The organism is Streptomyces sp. 796.1 (genome assembly GCF_047525675.1).
GTDB lineage: Bacteria > Actinomycetota > Actinomycetes > Streptomycetales > Streptomycetaceae > Streptomyces.
In genome coordinates, this window is sequence record NZ_JBLIWA010000041.1 from 21,235 (window position 1) to 38,180 (window position 16,946).

General features: G+C 70.8%; 13 protein-coding genes. 6 read left to right on the top strand and 7 right to left on the bottom strand.

What is annotated here, in order from left to right; all coding sequences use genetic code 11:
- Positions 1–166: 166 nt before the first annotated feature.
- Positions 167–2,449, bottom strand: coding sequence for a catalase (locus tag ACMA1D_RS25210; protein WP_414726293.1), 2,283 nt, complete (start codon positions 2,447–2,449; stop codon positions 167–169).
- Positions 2,450–2,891: 442 nt separating this feature from the next.
- Here ACMA1D_RS25210 and ACMA1D_RS25215 point away from each other — a divergent pair, with 442 nt between their 5' ends.
- From ACMA1D_RS25215 to ACMA1D_RS25240, 6 genes are all read left to right on the top strand, one after another.
- The gene (locus ACMA1D_RS25215; RefSeq protein ID WP_414726294.1) at positions 2,892–4,526 is read left to right on the top strand and encodes a peptide ABC transporter substrate-binding protein; all 1,635 of its coding nucleotides are present in this window, start codon (positions 2,892–2,894) and stop codon (positions 4,524–4,526) included.
- A gap of 157 nt (positions 4,527–4,683) precedes the next feature.
- A complete protein-coding gene (locus ACMA1D_RS25220; protein WP_349996708.1) occupies positions 4,684–5,607 on the top strand; it encodes an ABC transporter permease in 924 nt (307 codons plus the stop codon).
- A complete protein-coding gene (locus ACMA1D_RS25225) occupies positions 5,600–6,625 on the top strand; it encodes an ABC transporter permease (RefSeq protein WP_414726295.1) in 1,026 nt (341 codons plus the stop codon). Before ACMA1D_RS25220 ends, ACMA1D_RS25225 begins: the two co-directional genes overlap by 8 nt.
- 44 nt (positions 6,626–6,669) lie before the next feature.
- Entirely contained in the window at positions 6,670–7,671 is a 1,002-nt protein-coding gene (locus ACMA1D_RS25230; RefSeq protein ID WP_414726325.1) for an ABC transporter ATP-binding protein, read from the top strand.
- Positions 7,661–8,785, top strand: coding sequence for an ABC transporter ATP-binding protein (locus tag ACMA1D_RS25235; RefSeq protein WP_414726296.1), 1,125 nt, complete (start codon positions 7,661–7,663; stop codon positions 8,783–8,785). The genes ACMA1D_RS25230 and ACMA1D_RS25235 overlap by 11 nt, the downstream gene beginning before the upstream one ends.
- A gap of 155 nt (positions 8,786–8,940) precedes the next feature.
- Positions 8,941–9,495: a hypothetical protein gene (locus tag ACMA1D_RS25240; protein WP_414726297.1), complete on the top strand. Its 555-nt coding sequence runs from the start codon at positions 8,941–8,943 to the stop codon at positions 9,493–9,495.
- A 110-nt stretch (positions 9,496–9,605) separates the two neighbouring features.
- Here the strand turns inward: ACMA1D_RS25240 and ACMA1D_RS25245 are convergent, their stop codons facing one another.
- From ACMA1D_RS25245 to ACMA1D_RS25270, 6 genes are all read right to left on the bottom strand, one after another.
- A complete protein-coding gene (locus tag ACMA1D_RS25245; protein WP_414726326.1) occupies positions 9,606–10,736 on the bottom strand; it encodes an ABC transporter ATP-binding protein in 1,131 nt (376 codons plus the stop codon).
- Positions 10,737–10,981: 245 nt separating this feature from the next.
- On the bottom strand, positions 10,982–12,199 hold the full coding sequence (locus tag ACMA1D_RS25250; RefSeq protein WP_414726298.1) for an ABC transporter ATP-binding protein: 1,218 nt from the start codon (positions 12,197–12,199) through the stop codon (positions 10,982–10,984).
- 13 nt (positions 12,200–12,212) lie between these two features.
- Entirely contained in the window at positions 12,213–13,190 is a 978-nt protein-coding gene (locus ACMA1D_RS25255) for an ABC transporter permease (RefSeq protein WP_414726299.1), read from the bottom strand.
- A gap of 111 nt (positions 13,191–13,301) precedes the next feature.
- Positions 13,302–13,433, bottom strand: coding sequence for a hypothetical protein (locus tag ACMA1D_RS25260; protein ID WP_414726300.1), 132 nt, complete (start codon positions 13,431–13,433; stop codon positions 13,302–13,304).
- Positions 13,434–13,438: 5 nt separating this feature from the next.
- Positions 13,439–15,229: an ABC transporter substrate-binding protein gene (locus ACMA1D_RS25265; RefSeq protein ID WP_414726301.1), complete on the bottom strand. Its 1,791-nt coding sequence runs from the start codon at positions 15,227–15,229 to the stop codon at positions 13,439–13,441.
- A 160-nt stretch (positions 15,230–15,389) separates the two neighbouring features.
- Complete coding sequence (locus ACMA1D_RS25270; RefSeq protein WP_414726302.1) at positions 15,390–16,451, bottom strand: ABC transporter permease; 1,062 nt, start codon at positions 16,449–16,451, stop codon at positions 15,390–15,392.
- Positions 16,452–16,946: the final 495 nt, after the last annotated feature.

Consider the following 16,946-nt stretch of genomic DNA (forward strand, 5'->3'; position numbering starts at 1 on the left):
TCGGCGGTGCGTATTCCCGGCGGTGGTGGGGCGGTTCGGCGGTCGGCGCCGTCGCGGGTGCGCCCCGGCCCGCCCCCGGCTCTCGTCCCGGCCCGCCTCCCGCCCCGGGCCCGGGCCCCCGCGGCCCGGGCCCCCGCGCCCCGTGCGCACCATCCCGGTCCCGTTCTCAGATGGCGGGCGTGAACCGTTCCCACACCCGGTGGTCGGCCAGCAACTCCGTGATCCGGTCGAGGGTGGCCCCGCCGCTCTCGCCGACGACCACGCCGGGCGCCTCGGTCGGCACACCCGCCGCCTCCAGTACCGTCTCCGCGCCGGCCCAGCCGCCGATCGCCTTGCCGTGCCGGTACGCCTCCGCGAGCAACAGCAGCACCCGCGGGTCGGACGCCGCAGCGCGGGCCGCGTCGGCGCCGCCCGCCTTGGCGTCCCTCGCCCCGTAGCCGTCCGCGCCCGGGCCCGGCACGCCGGCCAGCAGCAGCGCGTCGAACTCGGTGGAGCGGGCGGTGGCGAACGAGCGCTGGATGGCGATCGGCTCGCCCGTCGGGTCGAGTTGGCCGCCCGACGGTGCGACGACCAGCGGCACCATGCCCGCCTCCAGCACCGCCCGGCGCACCGCGCGCACCCCCTCCAGGTCGCCCGCGCCGCCGATGACGACGCCGACGATCCGGCCGTCCAGCGGCCACGTCCGGCCGAGTTGGGACAGGGCCGGGCTCGCCTCGGCGGGGGTCGGCGGCTCGGTGGGCTCGGGCACCGGCAGCCCGAGGCCGGTGGCGACCTGTTCGCACAGCTCCGGGTCGATGTTGGCGAGCACCCGGAGCTGCCGCTCCTTGACGGCCTGTTCGTCACACTTGCCGAGCTCGAAGGTGTACGCGGCGATGATGTGCTCGCGCTCCACGTCCGTCATGCTCTGCCAGAACAGCCGCGGCTGGCTGAAGTGGTCGTCGAAGGAGGGCGGCGCCCCGCGGACCTTGTGCGCGGCCGGCACCGGCACCGGCACCTCGACGTAGGCCCCGGTGTCCGCGCCGGCCAGGAACGGGCAGCCGCCGTCGAGCGAGTTGGGCCGGTAGGGGGCCACCCCGCGGTGCACCGCGTCCTGGTGGAAGCCGTCCCGCAGCATGTCGTTGACCGGTGCGTGGGTGCGGTTGATCGGGATCTGCCCGAAGTTCGGGCCGGCGAGCCGGGTGATCTGGGTGTCCAGGTACGAGAAGAGCCGCCCGGCGAGCAACGGGTCGTCGGTGATGTCGATCCCCGGGACGAGGTGGCCGGGGTGGAAGGCGACCTGCTCGGTCTCGGCGAAGAAGTTGGTGGGGTTGGCGGTCAGCGTCAGCAGCCCGATCGGCTGCACGGGCGCGATCTCCTCCGGGACGATCTTGGTCGGATCGAGCAGGTCGATGCCCCGGTAGCTCTGTTCCGGGGTGTCGGGGAAGGTCTGGATGCCCAACTCCCACTGCGGGAAGGCGCCCGCCTCGATGGCATCGGCGAGGTCGCGGCGGTGGAAGTCGGGGTCGATCCCCCCGATGAGCTGCGCCTCCTCCCACACCAGCGAGTGCACGCCCAGTTTCGGCTTCCAGTGGAACTTCACCAGCGTGGTCCGGCCCTCGGCGTTGACCAGCCGGAAGGTGTGGACGCCGAAGCCCTCCATCATCCGGTACGAGCGCGGGATGCCGCGGTCGGACATGTTCCACAGGGTGTGGTGGGTGGCCTCGGTGTGCAGCGAGACGAAGTCCCAGAACGAGTCGTGCGCGCTCTGCGCCTGCGGGATCTCCCGGTCCGGGTGCGGCTTGCCGGCGTGGATGACGTCCGGGAACTTGATGGCGTCCTGGATGAAGAAGACCGGGATGTTGTTGCCGACCAGGTCCCACACGCCCTCGGTGGTGTAGAACTTCGTGGCGAACCCGCGGGTGTCGCGCACGGTGTCGGCCGAGCCGCGTGAGCCGAGCACCGTGGAGAACCGCACGAACACCGGCGTCTGCACCCCGTCGGCCAGGAACGCCGCCTTGGTGACCCGCGCCGCCGTCCCGTACCCCTGGAACACGCCGTGCGCCGCCGCGCCGCGCGCGTGCACCACGCGCTCGGGGATGCGCTCGTGGTCGAAGTGGGTGATCTTCTCGCGAAGGTGGTGGTCCTGGAGCAGGACGGGGCCGCGTGGGCCCGCCTTGAGCGACTTGTCGCTCTCGTACAGCCGCGCGCCCTGGGCGGTCGTCAGGTACGGGCCGGCCTGGGCCGCCGTCGACGGGTCGGCGCCGGTGGGCTGGCCGGTGGGGCTGACCGTGGCCGGCGCCCCCTGGTCGGGTTTGGGAGGCAGTGGGTCGCGGGGCTCGGTCGGCTCGTCGACCGGTGGCGTCTCGCTGCTCGGTTTGCCGGGGATTCCGTCCGTCGGCCCGGCGTCGTCGTCGCGCAGTGCGGCGGCCAGCTTCTCGGCCGCTGCCTTCATCGGGTGGGGCTTGCCCATCGTTCCTCCGTGCCTGGGGGCGGTCTGGTGCGGTATCCGGTGCCGGCAACGCCACAGCCTTGGCCGTGCGGAGCGGACGCCAAACGGGCGGGCGTGCGGGGTTCAGTCCAACGGCACCTCCGGCGGTGCACTCGGGGGAGGGGGCCACGGCGCACCCGGTCGGCACCGGCCGGCCGCACCGGTGGGCCCGGACCGCGCGCCCGGGCCCACCCGCCGGCCTGCGGGGCCCGGGCCGGGCGCCGTCGTACGGGGAGCGGACACGGCGGCGCGAGTACCCGGGCGGCGACGGCTCACGCGCCGGATGCCGCGGCCGTCCGCGGCGTACCCGCGGGCCCCGGATGGCCCACCCCCCACCCCGGATGGCTCCCCCTGGCGTGCGGTTCAAGATCATTCGGGGTGATATCGGGTCCTAAGTGTGGTCCGGGACCTTGAGGAGGACGCCATGCGCGGAGTCAGGCGTGCCACGTGGGCGGGGTGTGGGCTGACCGTCGCCCTGGTGGCGACCGGTTGTGGCGGTGGCGGCGACAGCGGTGGCGGGGGCGGCGACGGGTCGGGCACCGTGCGGGCCTCCTGGGGCGACCCGCAGAACCCGCTGGAGCCCGCGAACACCAACGAGGTCCAGGGCGGCAAGGTGCTGGACATGATCTTCCGCGGGCTCAAGCGGTACGACCCGAAGACCGGCAAGGCCCAGGACATGCTGGCCGAGAAGATCGAGACCAAGGACGCCCAGAACTACACCGTCACCATCAAGAAGGGCTGGACCTTCAGCAACGGCGAGAAGGTGACGGCCAAGTCCTTCGTGGACGCCTGGAACTACGGCGCACTGCTCGACAACAAGCAGAAGAACGCCTACTTCTTCGAGTACATCCAGGGCTACGACAAGGTCCACCCGACCTCAGGCAAGGCCACCGCCAAGACCCTCTCCGGACTGCGCGTGAAGGACGACACCACCTTCACCGTCGCGCTCACCCAGAAGTTCTCCACCTGGCCGCAGACGCTCGGGTACGCCGCGTTCGCCCCGCTGCCCCGCGCCTTCTTCGACGACCACGACGCTTGGATCAGCAAGCCCGTCGGCAACGGCCCGTACATGGTCGGCTCGTACAAGAAGGGCTCGGCCATGAAGCTCAAGAAGTGGGACAAGTACTCCGGGCCGGACAAGGCGCAGAACGGCGGCGTCGAACTGCGCGTGTACACCGACGTCGGCACCGCCTACACCGACCTCCAGGGCGGCAACCTGGACCTGGCCGACGACATCCCCGCCGCCCAGCTCAAGAACGTCAAGCAGGACCTGGGCGACCGGTACATCAACCAGCCGGCCGGCATCATCCAGACGCTGACCTTCCCGATGTACGACAAGCGGTGGAACAAGGCCGATTCGGACAAGGTGCGGCGCGGTCTGTCGATGGCCATCGACCGCGCGCAGATCACCGAGCGGATCTTCGAGAAGACCCGCACCCCGGCCACCGACTGGACCTCGCCCGTGCTCGGCGCGGACGGCGGCTACAAGTCCGGGCTGTGCGGCGAGGCGTGCGAGTACGACCCGAAGAAGGCCAAGCAGCTCATCGAGGAGGGCGGCGGGCTGCCCGGCGGCAAGATGACGATCACGTACAACGCGGACACCGGCTCGCACAAGGACTGGGTGGACGCGGTGTGCAACAGCATCAACAACGCGCTGGACAAGGAGAACGCCTGCGTCGGCACCTCCATCGGCACCTTCGCCGACTTCCGGAACAAGATCACCGACCGGCAGATGCGCGGTCCGTTCCGGGCCGGCTGGCAGATGGACTACCCGCTGATCCAGAACTTCCTCCAGCCGATGTTCTACACCAACGCCTCCTCCAACGACGGCGAGTACAGCAGCAAGGAGTTCGACGACCTGGTCGACCGGGCCAACGCCGAGTCCGACCAGGCCAAGGCCGTCGCCACCTTCCAGGACGCCGAGAAGGTGCTCGCGAAGGACATGCCGGGCATCCCGCTCTGGTACCAGAACGGCAACGCCGGCTACTCGGACCGGCTCAGCGACGTACGGCTCAACGCCTTCAGCGTCCCGGTCTACAACGAGATCAAGGTCAACTGACCGCGCTCGGGCGGTAGTTCGGCCGGCCTCCGGCAACCGATCGCCCGCTGCCCGGTCCCGCCAGGCCCCCGGCCCGCCCGGCCCGCGGGGCCGGGAGCCGCCCACCGTCCGCCGCCGCGTGCCCCCCTCGCCGCACCATCACCCCCCGGAGCCAGCCATGGGACGCTATGTGATCCGGCGGTTGTTGCAGATGATCCCGGTGTTCATCGGCAGCACGTTCCTGATCTTCTTCATGGTGTACGCGCTCGGCGACCCGGTGGCCGCGCTCTTCGGCGACCGGGCGCCCGACCCCGCCACCGCCGCCCAGATCCGCAAGGACCTCTACCTCGACGAGCCCCTGTGGAAGCAGTACCTGCACTACATGGGGCAGATCTTCCAGGGCGACTTCGGCACCGCCTTCAACGGCCAGCCGGTCAGCGAACTCATGGCCGACGCCTGGCCGGTGACCGTACGGCTGACGCTGGTCGCCGTCGCCTTCGAGATCCTCATCGGCATCACGCTCGGCGTCCTCAGCGGACTGCGCAGGGGCCGCGCCGTGGACACCACGGTGCTGCTGCTCACCCTCATCGTCATCTCCATCCCCACCTTCGTCAGCGGCTACGTCCTCCAGTACCTGTGCGGCATCAAATGGCAGACCGTCAGCCCCACCGTCTCGCCCGACGCACCGCTGAACGAACTCCTGCTGCCGGGCGTCGTCGTCGGCCTGGTCTCCCTCGCCTACGTCACCCGCCTCACCCGTACCTCCATCGCGGAGAACGTACGCGCCGACTACGTCCGCACCGCCACCGCCAAGGGCCTGCCGCGGCACCGCATCATCGTCCGGCACCTGCTGCGCAACTCGCTGATCCCGGTGGTCACCTTCATCGGCACCGACATCGGCGGCCTGATGGGCGGCGCCCTGGTCACCGAGCGGATCTTCAACATCCACGGCGTCGGCTACCAGCTCTACCAAGGCGTACTGCGCCAGAACTCGCCCACCGTGGTCGGCTTCGTCACCGTCCTGGTGCTGGTCTTCCTCGTCGCCAACCTGCTCGTCGACCTCCTCTACGCCGTGCTCGACCCGAGGATTCGCTATGCCTGAACCACCGCACGGGCCCGCCCAGGGCCCACCGCACGGACCCACGGGCGGTGGCCTGCCGCCCGACCCGCACGCGGCCGTCGCCCCCACCGGCGGGCCCGGCCTCGACCTGGCCTCCAGCGAGGCCACCTCGCTGGAGGGCGGCACGGCGCCGGGCGGGCCCGGGCCCGAGGTGCGCGTCGGCAGCCTGTGGTCGGACGCCTGGCGCGACCTGCGCCGCAACCCGGTCTTCCTGATCTCCGCGCTGATCATCCTGTTCCTGATCGTGATCTCGATCTGGCCCTCGCTGATCGCCAGCGGCAGCCCGTACAAGGCAGACCTCTCCAAGGCCCAGCAGGGTTCGGAGCCCGGCCACCCCTTCGGCTACGACGTGCAGGGCCGCGACCTGTACACCCGCGTCGTCTACGGGGCGCGCGCCTCCATCGTGGTCGGCGTCTGTGCCACCACCGGCGCCGCGCTGCTCGGCAGCCTGCTCGGCGGGCTCGCCGGGTTCTTCGGCGGCTGGGGCGACGCCATCCTGTCCCGGGTCGCCGACGTGTTCTTCGGCATCCCGATCATCCTGGGCGGCCTGGTCTTCCTGTCCGTGATCACCAGCGGCTCGGTGTGGCCGGTGGTCGGCTTCATCGTGCTGCTCGGCTGGCCGCAGATCTCCCGCATCGCCCGCGGCTCGGTCGTCACCGTCAAACAGAACGACTACGTGCAGGCCGCGCGGGCGCTCGGCGCGAGCAACGGCCGGCTGCTGCTGCGGCACATCGCGCCCAACGCCGTCGCCCCGGTCATCGTCGTGGCCACCATCGCGCTCGGCACCTACATCTCGCTGGAGGCCACGCTCTCCTACCTGGGCGTCGGCCTGAAACCGCCCACCGTCTCCTGGGGCATCGACATCTCCGCCGCCTCCACGCACATCCGCAACGCCCCGCACATGCTGCTGTGGCCGGCCGGTGCGCTCAGCATCACGGTGCTGGCCTTCATCATGCTCGGCGACGCGGTGCGCGACGCCCTCGACCCCAAGTTGCGCTGAGGAGACCGCAGGTGACCGTCGTCAACGAGCCAACGCCCAACCCCATGGACGCCGCGGACCCCGATGTCCCCCTCCTCGACGTGCGCGACCTCCAGGTCGAGTTCCGGCTGCGGGACGGCGTCGTCAAGGCCGTCAGCGGCGTCAGCTACCAGGTACGGGCCGGCGAGACGCTCGCCGTGCTCGGCGAGTCGGGCTCCGGCAAGTCGGTCACGGCCCAGGCCATCATGGGCATCCTCGACTCGCCGCCCGGCTACGTCACCGGCGGCCAGGTCCTCTTCCAGGGCCGCGACCTGCTCGCCCTCGGCCGCGACGAACGGCGCAAGGTGCGCGGCTCCCAGCTGGCGATGATCTTCCAGGACGCGCTGTCCGCCCTGAACCCGGTGCTCTCCGTCGGCGCCCAACTCGGCGAGATGTTCCAGGTGCACCGCGGCCTGTCCCGCAAGGACGCCCGGAAGAAGGCCGCCGAACTCATGGACCGGGTCCGCATCCCGGCCGCCGCCCAGCGGGTGGGGGACTACCCGCACCAGTTCTCCGGCGGCATGCGCCAACGCATCATGATCGCCATGGCGATGGCGCTGGAACCCGCGCTGATCATCGCCGACGAGCCCACCACCGCGCTGGACGTCACCGTGCAGGCCCAGGTGATGGAGTTGCTGGCCGAGTTGCAGCGCGAAATGCGGATGGGCCTGATCCTCATCACCCACGACCTCGGCGTGGTGGCCGACGTCGCCGACAAGATCGCCGTGATGTACGCGGGCCGCATCGTGGAGACCGCCCCCGTCCACGACCTCTACCGGGCCCCCGCCCACCCGTACACCCGCGGTCTGCTCGACTCCATCCCGCGCGTCGACCAGCGCGGCCAGGAGCTGTACGCGATCAAGGGCCTGCCGCCCAACCTCATGCACATCCCCGCCGGCTGCCCCTTCCACCCCCGCTGCCCGCGCGCCCGGGACGTGTGCCGCGTGGACCGCCCGCCGCTGTACGAGGTGGCGCCGGGGCGGGCCAGCGCCTGCCACTTCTGGGAGGAGACCCTCAATGACGAGTGAGCCGATCTTGCAGGTACGGGACCTGGTCAAGCACTATCCGCTCACCCAGGGCATCGTCATCAAGCGGCAGATCGGCGCGGTCAAGGCGGTGGACGGGGTCTCCTTCGACCTCGCGCCCGGCGAGACGCTCGGCATCGTGGGCGAGTCGGGCTGCGGCAAGTCCACCGTCGCCAAGCTCCTGGTCCACCTCGAACGGGCCACCCGGGGCCAGATCCACTACCGCGGCGAGGACATCAGCCGCCTCTCCGGCCGCGCGCTGAAGGCGGTACGCCGCAACATCCAGATGGTCTTCCAGGACCCGTACACCTCGCTGAACCCGCGGATGACGGTCGGCGACATCATCGGCGAGCCGTACGAGATCCACCCCGAGGTCGCGCCCAAGGGCGACCGGCGCCGCAAGGTGCAGGAACTCCTGGACGTGGTGGGCCTCAACCCGGAGTACATCAACCGGTACCCGCACCAGTTCTCCGGCGGCCAGCGGCAACGCATCGGCATCGCCCGCGGTCTGGCCCTGCGCCCCGAGATCATCGTGGCCGACGAACCCGTCTCCGCCCTCGACGTCTCCGTACAGGCCCAGGTCGTCAACCTGCTGGAGAAGCTCCAGCAGGAGTTCGACCTCAGCTACGTCTTCATCGCGCACGACCTGTCGGTGGTACGGCACATCTCCGACCGGGTCGCCGTCATGTACCTCGGCCGCCTGGTGGAGGTCGGCACCGAGACCGAGATCTACGACCACCCCACCCACCCCTACACCCAGGCCCTGCTCTCCGCGGTCCCGGTCCCCAACCCCGAGGCCCGCGAGACCCGCACCCGCATCCTGCTCGCCGGCGACGTCCCCTCACCCGCCAACCCGCCATCGGGCTGCCGCTTCCGCACCCGCTGCTGGAAGGCCCAGGAACGCTGCGCCCTGGAAGTCCCCCTCCTGGCGATCCCCGCCGCCTTCCGCGACGCGGCGGGACCGGTGGCCCACGACTCGGCGTGCCACTTCGCGGAGGAGCGCGATGTGGTGCCGAGCGGGGAGCCGGATGAGGGGGCGGGTGGGGCTACGGGCCCGGGTGGGGAGCGGGGGGAGGGGGAGCGGAAGAAGGGGGACGAGCAGAAGGGTGAGGGGTGAGGGCCAAGTGAGTACGACTACTCATGTGGTCCCACTGGCAACCCTCCGTAGGATCTTCGCTGTTGCAGCAGGGGCAAGCGAGGGGCGGGACGTGGCGTGGGCGGATTCGAGTGCGGGGCGCCCCGGTGGGCCGCTGGGGGACGAGGGGCCCACCGGTGACGAAGGCGCGGAGCGTGAGGGGCGTCGCCGTCGCACTCGGCGCCCTGGTCTTGGCGGCGGGGTGCTCGGACGCGGCGGACAAGAAGGCCGATGAGAACGCGTGCGACCCCGCCCCGCGCACGGGCGAGCAGGTCGAAGAAGAAGTCGGCGCGTTGTCCAGTGGGGTCCTGGACGCCATGGGGATCAAGGCCAAGGTGACCGACATGAAGCCGATGGCTGGCCCCTACGACGGCGCCTCGGAAAAGGCCCGGACTCGGATCGTCCGGCATCCCTGGTCGGTGCACGGGGTGCGGAACGAGGTATTGCAGCGCGGGATGGACAACCTCGCCGTCGAATTGCCGAAACGCGGCTGGAAGATCGTCAAGAGCGGGCCCGACGCAAGCCGGAATCGGAACCTGGAGGTCTTGGCCGTACACCTCAAGACGCGTACCCAGCTTGAGATGACGTGGATGAAGGGGCTTGACGGGCATGCGGCGTTGATTTCGGTCGACGTCTACTCGCGCTGCTTCCGTGAACCTGATCGGGCCGAAAGGGCCGCGGGCGAGGGTTGAGTTCCGGAGGGGGAGGGGAGCGGACCCGGTGTCGGCTCAGAGGGGCGCCAGACAGGCCCGATGCCGGTTCGGTGGGTCCGTGTTCGGCTGGCCCATTCCACCCCACCCCCTCACCCCCCGCCCCCGCGGAGCGGCGGCGCCCCCGGGGGCTCCGGGAAGTGGCAGGCGGTCAGGTGGCCCGGGGGGTTGTCGGGGAGGTGGGTGAGGGGTGGGGTGTCTGTTGTGCAGCGGGGTTGGGCCTTCCAACAGCGGGTGTGGAAGCGGCAGCCCGCCGGTGGGCGGATGGGGGAGGGGACGTCGCCGGTGAGTCGGATGCGGCCCTGGCCGTGGGCACGGGGCGGGCCGCCCGACTTCGTGAGGGCGGTGCCCGGCGCGGGGGTGGTGCCCGGCGCGGGGTCGGTACGCGCCGCGGAGCCGGCGCCCGCCGCAGGGGCGGTGCCGCTCGTGGTGGCGGGGCCCGTACGCGGCCCGGGTTCGGGTTCCTCCTCCGCGAGCAGGGCCGTCGCGTCCGGCACCGCCGAGAGCAGGGCGTGCGTGTACGGGTGGCGGGGGCGGGTGTAGATCGCCTCGCGGTCGCCGACCTCGACGATCTTGCCGAGGTACATCACCGCGACCCGCTGCGCGAAGTGCCGTACCACCGCCAGGTCGTGGGCGATGAAGACGAAGGCGATGCCGAACTCGGTACGCAGCCGGTGCAGCAGGTTGACCACCTGGGCCTGGATGGACACGTCGAGCGCCGAGACCGGTTCGTCGGCCACGATCAGCCGGGGTTGCAGCGCCAACGCGCGGGCCACGCCGATGCGTTGGCGTTGGCCGCCGGAGAACTCGTGCGGGAAGCGGTTGTAGTGCTCGGGGCTGAGCCCCACCGTCTCCAGGAGTTCGCGCACCCGCGCCTCCCGGCCGCCCGGCGGTCGGATGCCGTTGATCTCCATCGGGCCGGAGATGATCGAGCCCACGGTCTGCCGCGGGTTGAGCGACGAGTACGGGTCCTGGAAGATCATCTGGATCTCCGGCCGGATCGGCGCCAACTCCTTCCGGGTGGCCCGCGTGATGTCCCGGCCGCGGTAGCTGAGCCGGCCGGCCGTCGGTTCGAGCAGCCGGGTCAGCAGCCGCCCCGTGGTGGACTTGCCGCACCCCGACTCGCCGACCAGGCCGAAGCTCTCGCCCGCGTGCACGGTCAGATCGATGCCGTCGACCGCCTGCACGGCGCCCACCTGCCGCTGGAACGGGAACCCGCCCATGATCGGGAAGTGCTTCGTCAGACCCTCGGCCACCAGGAGCGGGGCGCCGGCCTGGGAACCGGCCGACCCGGCGTCCGGGTCCGGGCACGGACGCGTATCCGTACCCGGCGCTGTACGCGGACCCGGCCCCGTACTCGTACCCGTACTCGTCTCCGCGTGCGGGCCCGGGGGCGCCGGGCGCGGGTCGTCCGCTGCCGCGCCGCGCCGGTGCCTGCCGTCGCCCGGGTCCTTGCTGACCTGCTGCTTCATCGGTCCACCGCCCCCGTCTCAGCACCGGTTTTACCGAGACCGCCGGCACCTTCAGGTCCATCCGCGCCGGCAGCCCGATGCGCCCCGTCAGCCCTGCCGGGCTTGCGGTGCCTGCCGGTCCCGCCACCGCCACCGCTGCCGGACGCGTCGTACGCGCCGTCCCCGAGCCCACCGCCCGCCGCGCGCAGCGCACCCGCCCGGTCCGGCCCCAGATGGCAGGCGGCCCCGCGGGTCGGCGGGAGGGCGGGGCGTTCCGTGGCGCAGCGGGTGCCGCCGACCGTGGGCGGATGGGCGCAGCGGGGGTGGAAGGGGCAGCCCGCGGGCGGGGCGAGCAGGCTCGGGGGCGTGCCGGGGATGGGGCGCAGAGGCACGTCCAGCGGGGTGCTGAGGCTGGGCATCGAGTCCAACAGGCCCCAGGTGTACGGGTGTCCGGGCGAGCGCAACACCTCCCGTACCGTGCCGTGCTCCACGGCCTGGCCCGCGTACATCACCAGTAGGTCATCCGCGGTCTGGGCGACCACCCCCAGGTCGTGGGTGATGAGGATGATCGCCGAGCCGAACTCCTGCTGGAGGTCGCCGAGCAGGTCGAGGATCTGGGCCTGCACCGTGACGTCGAGCGCGGTCGTCGGCTCGTCCGCGATGAGCAGGTCAGGGTTGCAGACCAGCGCCATGGCGATCATCGCGCGCTGCCGCATGCCGCCCGAGAACTGGTGCGGGTAGTCGTCCACCCGCCGCGCCGGATGCGGAATGCCCACCTTGGCCAGCATCTCCACGGCCCGCCGCCTGGCCTGCCGGGCGGTGGCGCCGGTGTGCTTGCGGTAGGGCTCGGCGATCTGCCGGCCGACGGTGTAGTACGGGGAGAGCGCGGTCAGCGGGTCCTGGAAGATCATCGCCATCTTGTTGCCGCGCAGCCGCTCCAGGGTGCGTTCGCCCGCGCCGACCAACTCCTGTCCCTCCAGCAGGATCTGGCCCTGCACGGTGGTGGTGCGCGGGTCGTGCAGGCCGAGCACGGCCAGGTTGGTGACGGACTTGCCCGAGCCCGACTCGCCGACGATGCCGAGCGTGCGGCCCCGGGCCAGCGTGAAGGAGAGCCCGTCCACGGCCCTGACCGGGCCGTCCTCGGTGGTGAAGCGCACCCGCAGGTCGCGGACGGACAAGAACGCGTCGGCCGCGCCGTCGGCCGGCGCCGGTGCGCTGCGGGGGACCGTGGTCATCTGCTGAGCCCTCCTAGGCGAGGCGTACGCGCGGGTCGATGAGGGCGTAGGCGGCGTCCACCACGATGGTGAACACCACGATCGCCGCCGAACTGATCAGCATCACGCCCATCAGCATGGGCAGGTCGGTCAGGCGCACCGAGTCCACCGCGAGCCGCCCGATGCCGTGCAGCGTGAAGGTGTACTCGGTGATCATCGCGCCGCCGAGCAGCGAGCCGAGGTCCATGCCGAAGAGGGTGACGATGGGCGCGATCGCCCCGCGCCAGGCGTATCTGAGGAAGACCGTGCGCTGCGTGAGCCCCTTGGCGCGGGCGGCGCGCACGTGGTCCTCCTGGAGTTGTTCGACCAGTTGGGAGCGGGTCATCCGGCTGTAGTTGCCCAGGAAGAGCATCGACAGGACCAGCCAGGGCAGCAGCATCCCGTCGAACCAGCGGACGGGGTCGTCGGTGATCGGGTGGTACGCCGGCTGGTCCATGATCTCCAGGCCGCTGACGAACCAGGCCAGGCAGAGCACCCCCACGAAGTAGACCTGGAGGGACTGGCCGAGCAGCGAGAGGGAGCTGAGCAGCTTGTCGACCCAGGTGCCCCGCCGCCAGGCCGCGACCATGCCGATGCCCACGCCGACCACGAGGAAGAGGGCGGCGGCGCCGAGCGCGAGCGAGAGCGTGGTGGGGAAGCGGTCCACGATGGTGTCCCAGACCGGTTCCTGGTTGACGAAGGAGTAGCCGAAGCAGGGCGCGTCGCAGTGCCCGATCGGGAAGTCGCGGCCGGCGACGATGCCGACCATGAACTTCGCGTACTGGACCGGTACGGGCTCGTCCAGCCCGAGGTTCTCGTTGACCAGGGCCATCGAGGCCGCGTCGCAGTTCTTGCCGCAGGCCAGCCTGGCGGGCTCGGCGGGCAGCGCGAAGAAGAGGAAGAACGTGATGGCGCTGATCAGGACGAGGATCACGACCGCGCCGAGGGAGCGGCGGAGCAGGAATCTCAGCATGGCATCGCGGCTCTTCCGATTCGATGGGCGCGGGGTCGGGGCGCGGGTGGGGCGGTAGGGGGGCCGGTACGGGTCCGGGGCGAGGGGCGCGCCACCGCCCCGGCCGTACGGTTACTGCACGTACCGCATGTACTGCACGTACTGCACGTACTGCACGTACTGCACGTACTGCACGTACTGCACGGACTGCGCGTACTGCACGGACTTCAGCAACGTGACGAACACGGCGGTCACTTCGCGCACCGCCGCTACTTCACGAACACGGCGGTCGGGTCCACGGCCCCGTACGGCTCGTGGAACTTCACCCCGCCGATGCCCGAGCCCCAGAGCGTGAACAGCCGGTTGTAGAAGACCGGGATCTGCGGGACCTCCTCGGTGAGCACCCGCTCGCCCAGTCCGATCCACTCGGTGGCGGCCCGGTTCACGTCCGGGACCTGCTCGATCCGCTCGATCTCCTTGTTGATCGCCGGCGCGTTCAGGTGGGAGTAGTTGGACGAGCCGTCGTAGACGTTCTTGCCGTCGTAGACGGGCGGTACGACGGTCGATCCGGACGGCCAGTCGGCGCTCCACGAGGAGCGGTACAGGTCGTAGCGGTTGTCCACCTTGCCGATCTGCGTGTAGTACGTGCCGCGGTCCAACTCCTTCTTCTCGACCTTGAACCCGGCCGCTTCCAGGGCCCGTTCGACCACGACGGAGGCGTCCTGCGCGGGTTTGTCGTTGCCGTAGGCGTAGACGATCGAGTAGCCCTCGGCGCCCGCCTCCTTCAGCAACTGCCTGGCCTTGTCGATGTTGCCGCCGGGGAACTTGCGCTTCTGGAACGGGTCGAAGCCCGGGCGGTAGCCCTTGAGGGTGGGCCCGACCAGCGAGCCGGCGACCTCGCCCGCCTTCGGCCCGCCGTACTGCTGGAGGTACTGGCCGGCGGGGAACGCCCAGGCCAGCGCCTCGCGGACCTTCTTGTCCTTGACCCGGCTGGTGTTGATGGTCATCACGTCCACGTACGGCTGGGTGCGGGTCAGCGAGCGCGCCAGCGCGCCCTGGTCCCGCAGCACGGTGCTGATCTGCGCCGGATCGACCGCGTTGTTCCAGGTCATGGCGTTCCGGTCGGCCCCCTTGTCGGCGAGCAGCCGACGCGTGGAGTCCGTCCACTGGTGCCCGAAGGACACGTCGAAGCGGTCCACGTACTGGTGCCTGACGGCATCGGTCTTCGGGTCCCAGTGCTCGTTGCGGACGAAGCTGATGCCCTTGCCCGGCTTGAAGTCCACGATCCTGTACGGGCCGGAGGAGACGGGCGCCTTGTTGTACCGCTCCTTGCCGTCCTTGGCCGGCGGCACCGCGCCGATGTTGGGCATCGCCACCGCGAACGGCACCTCGGCGCGCGGCTGGTCGAAGTGGAACACGACGGTCCTCGGGTCCGGCGTGTCCAGCACCGAAGCCGGCAGGTGGTCCCCGCCGTACGGGCCGTCCGGCAGCGCCTTGCGGTACGTCTGGCCCTCGCCGGACAGCCACTGTTGGAGGTAGGTGGGCCCGTTGGTCTGGAACCTGGCGTACAGCCGCTCGACGGCGTGCCGCACGTCCTTGGAGGTGATCGGGGTGCCGTCCTCGAACTTCAGCCCCTCCTTGAGCGTGTACGTCCAGGTCCGGCCGCCGTCGGACGCCTTGCCGATGTCGGTGGCCAGGTCGCCGACGAGGGTGGTCTTGCCCGTCTTGGCGTCCACCCGGTAGCTGGTGAGCGTGCGGTTGTAGAGCGTCTGCATGATCAGCTCGTCGCTGACGTAGATCTGGCCGGGGTCCAGGTACTCGTACGCGTCGCGCTGGAGGACCTGGACCGTGCCGCCCCGCTGGGCGCCCGGCACCTCGGGAGCCGGCCCGGTGGAGTCGGCGGCGGTGCCCAGGGCGATGCCCTGGGCCGCCATCGTCGGCTCCGCCGAGCGGTCGCCGCCGGACCCGCCGCCGCCCTCGCTGCACGCGGTGAGCGCGAGGGCGCCGGCGGCCAGGGCGATGGCGCAGGTTCTGATTCTGGATGTGCGGTTGACCGTCATGGCTGTGGATGCACCTGCCTCGTCGGACGGAACACTGCTGCACACTGGCTGGCTGGTACTGCCGCCACCGGGGCCTGCGGTGCCGGGCTGCGGGGGCGCCGGGCTGCGGCGTACCGGGGCCCGGGGCGGCGGGCGTCGGGCCCGGCGGCGGCCGGTCGGTTCATCTGCTGGTCTTGGGGTCCATGGCGTCCCGCACCGAGTCCCCGAGGAGGTTGAACGCCACCACGAAGACCACCATCGCGACGCCCGGGAAGACCATGTACGTGATGTCGCCCTCGTAGACCTCGGCGCCCTTGGCGAACATCCGGCCCCAGTCCGGGGTCGGCTGCACCACCCCGACGCCGAGGAAGGACAGCCCCGCCTCCGTGGTCACGAACATGGGCAGCATCAACGTGGCCTGCACCATGATCGGCGTGCCGAGGTTGGGCAGCAGCTCCTTGCGGATGATCCGCCACGGCGAGGCGCCCGTCACCCGGGCCGCCTCCACGAACTCCCGCTCGCGCAACGAGAGCACCTGCCCGCGCAACAACCGCGCCAACTGCATCCAGCCGAGCAGCCACAGCACCGAAATGAGCGCGATCACCCGGAACCAGGTCGGTGTTTCTTCGTCATCGCTGACGAAAAGCACGGTGAGCACCGGCATGAACGCCACGAAGAACAACTGCTGGGGAAAGGAGAGCAACAGATCGATGAGCCGACCCAGGAAGTAGTCGGTACGCCCGCCCAGATATCCGGCGGTCACCCCGACGATGATGCCGGTGAGCGTGGACAGGATGGTGGCGGCGAGACCGATGAGCAATGAGGTACGAATGCCGTAGACGAGCTGCGTCAACACGTCTCGGCCGAGACCGGGTTCGAGCCCGAACCAGAATTCGCCGTCGATGCCGCCATTGGGTTTCATGGGATAGCCGGTGACCGGGTCGAGGAGTTCTGGCCGACTGAGTCCGTAGGTGGTGTACGGGTCCTTGCCGTACAGCCAGGAGATCACCGGCGCCAGGGCGGCGACCGCGCAGAAGAACACCACCACGCAGCCGGCGACCACCCCCGCCCTGTCCCGCCGGAACCGCCGCCACATGAGCTGCCGCGGCGAACGTCCCGCCAACTCCTTGCCGGCCGGTTCCTTGGTCACCGAGGCCCCGCCCGGCGGCCCCGGGGCCGGTCCCGACGGCCCGCCGCCGGCGGGATCGGCGCCCCCGGCCGCGGCCTGAGAGGAAATCGTCATCGCGTAGCGCCCCCGCACTTCTCACTGGAGTGCCGTGCTCGTGGACTACCCGCGGACGTCTCGCGCATCAGCCGATGCACATCGCCCGATGATCGGGACTGTCGCAATGAATTCCCGACCCGGTCAAGAGGGCGTGGCACGGATACAACGCGTGCCCGGCCTTCTTGGCCGAACGTTTTGCCCAATTGAGGCGACCGCGTGCTTGACACGTGGGAATGGAGGGCGGCGAAAGAGTGACAGAAGGCGATGAAAGTCCCGTAAACCCCGGTGCGGCGAGAAAAATTGACCCCTGCCGCCCCGCTGGTCGTATGCCTCCGGCCACCCTAAGTCCCGCCCCGGCGGCGCGTGCGACCGGGGCCGTCGAACGCTGCGTGAGCGCTTTCCGAAGACCGGTCTCCTAAGGCCGGTCTCCTATTGCGCCGCACGGCTCGCGGACGAGGCCGCGCGGGAATGCGGGCCGGCTGCCGGAACATTTCTCGATTTGCTCACCGCGGG

Bases quoted from the DNA above. Each gene is read 5' to 3' on its own strand.
- ACMA1D_RS25210 (WP_414726293.1), bottom strand. From the start codon at position 2,449: ATGGGCAAGCCCCACCCGATGAAGGCAGCGGCCGAGAAGCTGGCCGCC.
- ACMA1D_RS25215 (WP_414726294.1), top strand. From the start codon at position 2,892: ATGCGCGGAGTCAGGCGTGCCACGTGGGCGGGGTGTGGGCTGACCGTC.
- ACMA1D_RS25220 (WP_349996708.1), top strand. From the start codon at position 4,684: ATGGGACGCTATGTGATCCGGCGGTTGTTGCAGATGATCCCGGTGTTC.
- ACMA1D_RS25225 (WP_414726295.1), top strand. From the start codon at position 5,600: ATGCCTGAACCACCGCACGGGCCCGCCCAGGGCCCACCGCACGGACCC.
- ACMA1D_RS25230 (WP_414726325.1), top strand. From the start codon at position 6,670: ATGGACGCCGCGGACCCCGATGTCCCCCTCCTCGACGTGCGCGACCTC.
- ACMA1D_RS25235 (WP_414726296.1), top strand. From the start codon at position 7,661: ATGACGAGTGAGCCGATCTTGCAGGTACGGGACCTGGTCAAGCACTAT.
- ACMA1D_RS25245 (WP_414726326.1), bottom strand. From the start codon at position 10,736: ATGGGCGGGTTCCCGTTCCAGCGGCAGGTGGGCGCCGTGCAGGCGGTC.
- ACMA1D_RS25250 (WP_414726298.1), bottom strand. From the start codon at position 12,199: ATGACCACGGTCCCCCGCAGCGCACCGGCGCCGGCCGACGGCGCGGCC.
- ACMA1D_RS25255 (WP_414726299.1), bottom strand. From the start codon at position 13,190: ATGCTGAGATTCCTGCTCCGCCGCTCCCTCGGCGCGGTCGTGATCCTC.
- ACMA1D_RS25265 (WP_414726301.1), bottom strand. From the start codon at position 15,229: ATGACGGTCAACCGCACATCCAGAATCAGAACCTGCGCCATCGCCCTG.
- ACMA1D_RS25270 (WP_414726302.1), bottom strand. From the start codon at position 16,451: ATGACGATTTCCTCTCAGGCCGCGGCCGGGGGCGCCGATCCCGCCGGC.